Genomic DNA, 6654 nt, shown 5'->3' with positions numbered 1-6654 from the left:
TTTGGGAGGATGCTATGGAAAGTTTACCAAGATTATCACCACGTCAACGTCTTAAATCTATTTTAGATGATGGAAAATACATAGAACTATATAAAGAAATGACAACAGGAAATCCACTAGAATTTAAAGGATATGATGAAAAGGTAAAGGCAGCACAAGAGAAAACACATGAAAAAGAAGCAGTTGTGGTAACTAAAGGAACCATTAACGGGGAAGAAGCAATTGTAATGGTAATGGATGCTAGATTTATGATGGCAAGTATGGGTAGCGTAGTAGGGGAAAAAATTACTAGTGGAATTGAATATGCTACTGCACATAAATTACCTATTATCATCTTCACAGCATCAGGAGGAGCTAGAATGCAAGAAGGTATTTTTTCATTGATGCAAATGGCAAAAACAAGTGCAGCTCTTGCAAAACATGATGAAGCAAAACTTTTATATATTAGTGTATTAACAGATCCAACAACAGGTGGTGTGACGGCTAGTTTTGCTACATTAGGGGATATTATATTAGCTGAACCAGGTGCTCTAGTTGGATTTGCAGGTAGACGTGTTATTGAACAAACAATAGGAGAAAAATTGCCAGATACATTCCAACATGCGGAATTTTTATTAAAACACGGTATGATTGATAAAATTGTACCTCGCGAAGAATTGAAAACAACACTTGGGAAAATATTAAAGTTACATCGTGAGCAGAAAATAAGTTTCAAAGAAAAAATCCAAAGTATGAGGTCTGAAAAACAGAGTAATGTAAAATTCACAGATACAAAACAATCTGCATGGGAACGCGTGAAGATTGCAAGAAAAATTGATAGGCCACGTAGTCGATATTACATTGATAGTTTTGTAGAGGACTTTGTTGAATTACATGGGGATAGACTGTATAGAGATGATCCAGCTTTAATTGGCGGAATTGGTAAAATAGGTGGTATAGAAGTAACAATTATTGCCCATAATAAAGGTAGTAATTTACAAGAAAATATTGAGTATAACTTTGGAATGACACATCCAGAAGGTTATCACAAAGCTTTACGTCTTATGAAACAAGCTGAGAAATTTAATCGTCCAATTATTAGCTTTATAGACACACCAGGTGCATATTGTGGTGTAGGAGCTGAAGAAAGAGGACAAGGAACCGCTATAGCAGTTAACTTAATGGAAATGGCTAATATTAAAGTGCCAATTATTGCAGGAGTTATTGGTGAAGGGGGAAGTGGTGGTGCTTTAGCTATTGGAGTAGCTGACCGTGTATTTATGCAACAAAATACAACTTATTCAATTTTATCACCAGAAGGTTTTGCAAGTATTCTTTGGAAAGATAGCAGTCGTGCGGAGGAAGCTGCAGAAACAATGAAGCTTACTGCATCAGATTTATATAAGTATGGTATTATTGATGCTGTTATTGAAGAACCAGGTGGCGGTGCACATATGGCAAAAGAAGCAGCAGCAGAAAATTTAAAGAATTATTTAGTACAAGAGCTTAAGATATTAAGAACTAAAAGTAAGGAAACACTAGTTAAAGAGCGTTACGAACGTTTTAGACAATTTGGGAAATAAATAGTCATAAAAGTAAATAAAAATACATATTTAAGATATAAGGTTGAATTTCTATTGGTAAACTTACCAAAATCATTAAAGAAATGAGTAAATGATTTTGATAAAAATACAAAAAAGTATATAAAAATGAAATAATATAGACATTAAAAGTCATTTTAGTTATAATATAATCAGTATAAATTTTAGCAATATTATGTCGGTTTAAAAAAGGGGAATTGTTATGGAGGAGTATATTACATCATTTTTATATTATTTAGAACATGTGAAGCGTGCTTCTAGCAATACAATTCAATCTTATGAGAGAGACTTAAGGTATTTTAAGAACTATATGGAAAAAGGAAATAGTACTCAAGTTTCACAGCTCACAGACAAAAAGATTGAGGCTTATTTGAATAAATTGAAGGAAAATGGTAAATCAACTGCAACAATCTCAAGAACGCTTGCATCTATTCGTGCATTTTGCCAATATCTCGTAAAGGAAGAATTATTGACACAAAATCCTGCACGTATGATTGCTTTACCTAAGATTGAGAAGAAACTACCTAAAGTTTTAAGTCAAGCACAAATCAGTACATTATTGGAACAACCTAATATTCATGATACAAAAGGCATTCGTGATCGTGCGATGTTAGAATTGTTATATGCTACTGGTATTCGTGTGTCAGAACTTATTTCTTTGCGTGTAACAGATATCAATTTGCAACAAGGTTATATTATGTGCCGTGATGAGCAACATGAAAGAACTATTCCAATTGGAAAATCAGCGGTAACAGCTTTGAATAATTATTTGGCTAATGTACGTCATGTGCTTATAAGAAATATTGCAGATCAAACATTATTTGTAAACTGTAATGGTTATCCTATGACAAGACAAGGATTTTGGAAGATTCTCAAGATTTATGCTAAAAGTGCAGATATTCAAGGTGAAATTACACCGCATATGCTGAGACATTCTTTTGCAGCACATCTTGTACAAAACGGTGCAAACCTTAAATCTGTACAACAGATGTTGGGGCATTCAGATATTTCTACAACACAAATGTATATGCATTTAAATGAAGAAACTGAAGAACTTATGGATGTGTACAATAAAGCACATCCTAGAGCATAATAAAAAGATGTTATGAAATATTTCATAACATCTTTTTTATTATTTACAGGAATATAAGTCGTTATATATGTAAAAAATTATTAAAAATACATAGTCGTTAACTTAAGACTAAGTTTTTTAGTAACAAGGAGGTGTTCTAAATAGTTCTCTATTTTAGAATAGGTCGTTTGTTTTAAACGTTTTTCGTGCAAAGCCAACCTTCCTATCCTATAAATAAGATTAGAAAACACCTCATAAGTATGTAGTGTGATTCTTTTTATGGTGTAAAACTGATATAAATCTACAAGTAGTAATGTATAAAATCTTTGGATGCTAACGCCTTTCATCTAATTTTTAAGCATGCTTTGATTTATACAATCATAAAGTGGCATTGTAAGTAATGCACCTAAAAGTTTTTTTGTAAAGAATTGCTTCTCTATATTTAGTTTTACCTACATGCATTTTGTCCAGCGAAAGTGTACTTTTTAGAAACTTAAAAAAGTAATTCTATTTGCCACCTAATACGATAAAGTTCTGTAATGATCGATGTATTAAGGATTTTTTTACTGATGTTAGTAATCATAAGATTCCAATGCAAAAGCTGACGTTTATGTGCATTAATATCTTCAACATTATTTTGGATGATTGCCTTTTTGATACGCTTAGTTGCAATTTCATCAGTAAGTTTATTGAATATTGTAGGTAAAGTATTTGTGTCATGGGTAACCCCTGAGGTAATATCAAACGCAGTAATAGAATGAGAAATGGTACTATAAAGGGTTTGGATTTTTTAAACTGATTTTACATTTCGACCACCCATGCCAACATAATCATTAGAAAGCTAATTAGGTAATGAAATGGTTGTTGCATCTAGTAGTTTAACATCTGAAAAATAGTTTAATAGCAAAGGCAAGTGACTTTCTAAAGCATTGGCACAGATTAAGGAAAAGCTCTTTGTAGTAATTTTTTTAGAAATGGAATACTTTCTTTTAAGCTTTTTGCAATAGCTTGTTTACTTAGAAATACGCCATTTTGAATTGAAGCATATTTTTCAGCAATTACTTCTTCAGTAATATTTTTACAATCTAATAACCTTAAAGACATTGCCTTAGCAAAGGTTTCGGGTAGAAGTTTGGAATGTCGTTTCATAAAACTAGATGATTTTGCAATTTCTTCAATAATAGATGGTATAAAAAGTTTAAAAAGTCTAGATACTAACTTTGCAATATGCATGGGAAATCTTCTTTGTCTGAGTGATGTTAGATTGTAGAGGTTTCCCATTTTTGATATTTTGATTAATGGAAAATTTTATTTATAAGTTACCGCTTATGATTAAAAATACATAGTTAACATAATAAAGAAATCCTTATGAAATTTTTACTAGATTATGATACAATGGTATTGAGAAGAATACTTGTTGAGAAGCATATTATAAGTATTTAAAATAAATTATTAGGAAGGTGTAAAAGATGAAAAGAGCGATATGGATTGTCTTAGACAGCGTAGGTATTGGTGCAATGCCAGATGCAAAAGCTTTTGGAGATGGAGACGTAAATACACTCTCACACACATATACACATTGTAAAAAATTAAATCTTACTAACATGGTAAATTATGGACTTGGCAATATTGATGGAATTGAGGTACTTCCAAAAACTGAAATGCCACAAGGTGCTTTTGCGAGACTTGGTGAACTTTCACAAGGAAAAGATACGACAACAGGTCACTGGGAAATGGTTGGTATTTATACTAAAGAAGCTTTTCCAACATATCCAAATGGTTTTCCAGAAGAAGTGATGAAACCATTTGAAGAACAAATTGGCAGAAAAACACTTGGAAATTGTACAGCTTCAGGAACAGCTATTTTAGATGAGCTTGGAGAAGAACATATGAGAACAGGATACCCTATTATTTATACATCAGCAGATAGTGTATTCCAAATTGCAGCACATGAAGAAATTATTTCTGTAGAAGAACTTTATAAAATGTGTGAGATTGCAAGAAAAATTTTAACAGGTAAACATGAAGTAGCACGTGTTATTGCAAGACCATTTTTAGGTAAGCCAGGAAACTTCGTACGTACTGCTAATCGTCATGATTATGCAATTGCACCACCTACTCCAAATTTACTCACATACTGTGAAGAAAAAGGTGTACCTGTTTATGCAGTAGGTAAAATTGAAGACATCTTTAATGGTGTAGGCATTACAGAAGCTATTCATACCAAAGATAATATGAATGGTGTAGATGTTACATTAGATTTCATGAAAAAACACTCAGAAGGGCTTATTTTTACGAATCTTGTAGATTTCGACATGAAATGGGGACACCGCCGCAATCCACAAAGTTATGGACAGGGATTAAAAGCTTTTGATAGACGATTAAAAGAAATTAGAGAAGCTATGAACGAAGATGATATTTTAATTATTACAGCGGATCATGGCTGCGATCCAACAGCACCAGGAACAGATCATACAAGAGAATATGTACCACTTCTTATCATTGGAGATAAAGTAAAAGAAGGTGTTAATTTAGGTACACGTAATAGTTTTGCAGATATTGGTCAAACAATTTGTGAAATTTTTGAACTTCCATCATTACCAATTGGTACAAGCTTTTTAAAGGAAGTTGTAAAATAGGCAGTAGATAATAGGAGGAATCAGCCATGAGAATGTATGATATCATCGCAAATAAAAAACATGGTAAAGTTTTAACAAAAGAAGAAATAGAATTTGTTGTAAAAGGCTATACAGCTGGTGAAATCCCAGATTATCAAGTATCAGCGCTATTAATGGCTATTTGTTTTCAAGGAATGACAGCTGAAGAAACAGCAATACTTACAATGGCTATGGCACATAGTGGTGATATGATTGATTTATCTAGTATTGAAGGCATTAAAGTAGATAAACATAGTACAGGTGGTGTTGGTGATAAAACAACAATCGTACTTGCACCGCTTGTAGCAGCTGCCGGGGTAAAAGTTGCAAAAATGTCAGGACGTGGACTTGGACATACTGGAGGAACAGTTGATAAACTTGAGTCATTTGATGGATTTAAAATTGAAATTTCAGAAGAGCAATTTATTGATAATGTTAATACACATGGAATTGCTGTAGTTGGCCAAAGTGGAGATCTTGCACCAGCAGATAAAAAACTTTATGCTTTAAGAGACGTAACAGCAACAGTTGATCATATTGCACTTATTGCAAGCTCCATTATGTCTAAGAAAATAGCTTCAGGTGCTGAAGCTATTGTATTAGATGTAAAATGTGGTAGTGGTGCGTTTATGAAAAATTTAGATGATGCAAGAGCTCTTGGAAGAGCTATGGTGGATATTGGTAAACATGTAGGTAGAAATACAGTAGCCGTTGTATCAGATATGAGCCAACCTCTTGGATTTGCAGTAGGAAATGCTTTAGAAATCATTGAAGCTATTGAGACACTTAAAGGAAATGGGCCAGAAGATTTAACAGCTTTAACAATTGCTTTAGGCAGTAGGATACTTGTACTTGCTAAAGTATGTGACACAATTGAAGCTGCTGAAATGCAAATTAAAGAAATGTTTGCTAATGGTAAGGCTGTTGAAAAACTTAAAGAGTGGATTGGTTTACAAGGTGGGAATGTAGCAGCGATTGATGACTATAGCTTATTACCAGGTGCAGTACATACAAGACCTGTTTATTTAAATGAAACAGGTTATGTAAAAGCTATTGATGCAGAAGAAGTTGGTAAAAGTGCCTTATTATTAGGTGCCGGTCGTGAAACAAAAGAAAGCAGTATTGATTTAGGTGTAGGACTTATTATTCACAATAAAATTGGTGACAAGGTATCAAAGGATGAGCCAGTTGCTACAATTTACTACAATGACGACCGCCGTTTAGAAGAAGCAGTTCGAACACTTGTAGAAGCTTATGAAGTAACTGAAGAAGTAGTATCTAAAAATACGCTTATTTATGATTTAATCGATTAATGAAATAACGACCTTTTCATAAGAAGAGAAAA

General features: G+C 33.0%; 6 protein-coding genes. 4 read left to right on the top strand and 2 right to left on the bottom strand.

Features of this window, described 5'->3' with window-relative positions:
- The first annotated feature begins 14 nt into the window (after positions 1-14).
- Both JCM14822_RS13850 and xerD read left to right on the top strand, forming a co-directional pair.
- Positions 15-1562, top strand: a complete 1548-nt coding sequence (locus JCM14822_RS13850) for an acetyl-CoA carboxylase carboxyl transferase subunit (protein WP_054742958.1) — start codon at positions 15-17, stop codon at positions 1560-1562.
- A gap of 220 nt (positions 1563-1782) precedes the next feature.
- Positions 1783-2673, top strand: coding sequence for a site-specific tyrosine recombinase XerD (gene xerD / locus JCM14822_RS13845; RefSeq protein WP_054742957.1), 891 nt, complete (start codon positions 1783-1785; stop codon positions 2671-2673).
- A gap of 472 nt (positions 2674-3145) precedes the next feature.
- On the opposite strand, the gene JCM14822_RS25120 is transcribed toward xerD, so the two are convergent.
- Positions 3146-3439, bottom strand: a complete 294-nt coding sequence (locus JCM14822_RS25120) for a transposase (RefSeq protein WP_083461464.1) — start codon at positions 3437-3439, stop codon at positions 3146-3148.
- Positions 3440-3591: 152 nt separating this feature from the next.
- Positions 3592-3885: a hypothetical protein gene (locus JCM14822_RS13840; protein ID WP_054742956.1), complete on the bottom strand. Its 294-nt coding sequence runs from the start codon at positions 3883-3885 to the stop codon at positions 3592-3594.
- Between the two features lie 236 nt (positions 3886-4121).
- On the opposite strand from JCM14822_RS13840, the gene JCM14822_RS13835 reads away from it, so the two are divergent.
- Together JCM14822_RS13835 and JCM14822_RS13830 are read left to right on the top strand one after the other, a co-directional pair.
- Positions 4122-5291, top strand: coding sequence for a phosphopentomutase (locus tag JCM14822_RS13835; RefSeq protein ID WP_054742955.1), 1170 nt, complete (start codon positions 4122-4124; stop codon positions 5289-5291).
- 26 nt (positions 5292-5317) lie between these two features.
- The gene (locus JCM14822_RS13830; protein WP_054742954.1) at positions 5318-6622 is read left to right on the top strand and encodes a pyrimidine-nucleoside phosphorylase; all 1305 of its coding nucleotides are present in this window, start codon (positions 5318-5320) and stop codon (positions 6620-6622) included.
- The last annotated feature ends 32 nt before the right edge of the window (positions 6623-6654 follow it).

Origin of the sequence: Cellulosilyticum ruminicola JCM 14822 (assembly GCF_001311925.1) — a bacterium.
Taxonomy (GTDB): domain Bacteria; phylum Bacillota; class Clostridia; order Lachnospirales; family Cellulosilyticaceae; genus Cellulosilyticum; species Cellulosilyticum ruminicola.
This window is presented reverse-complemented; position numbering and strand designations above follow the sequence as displayed.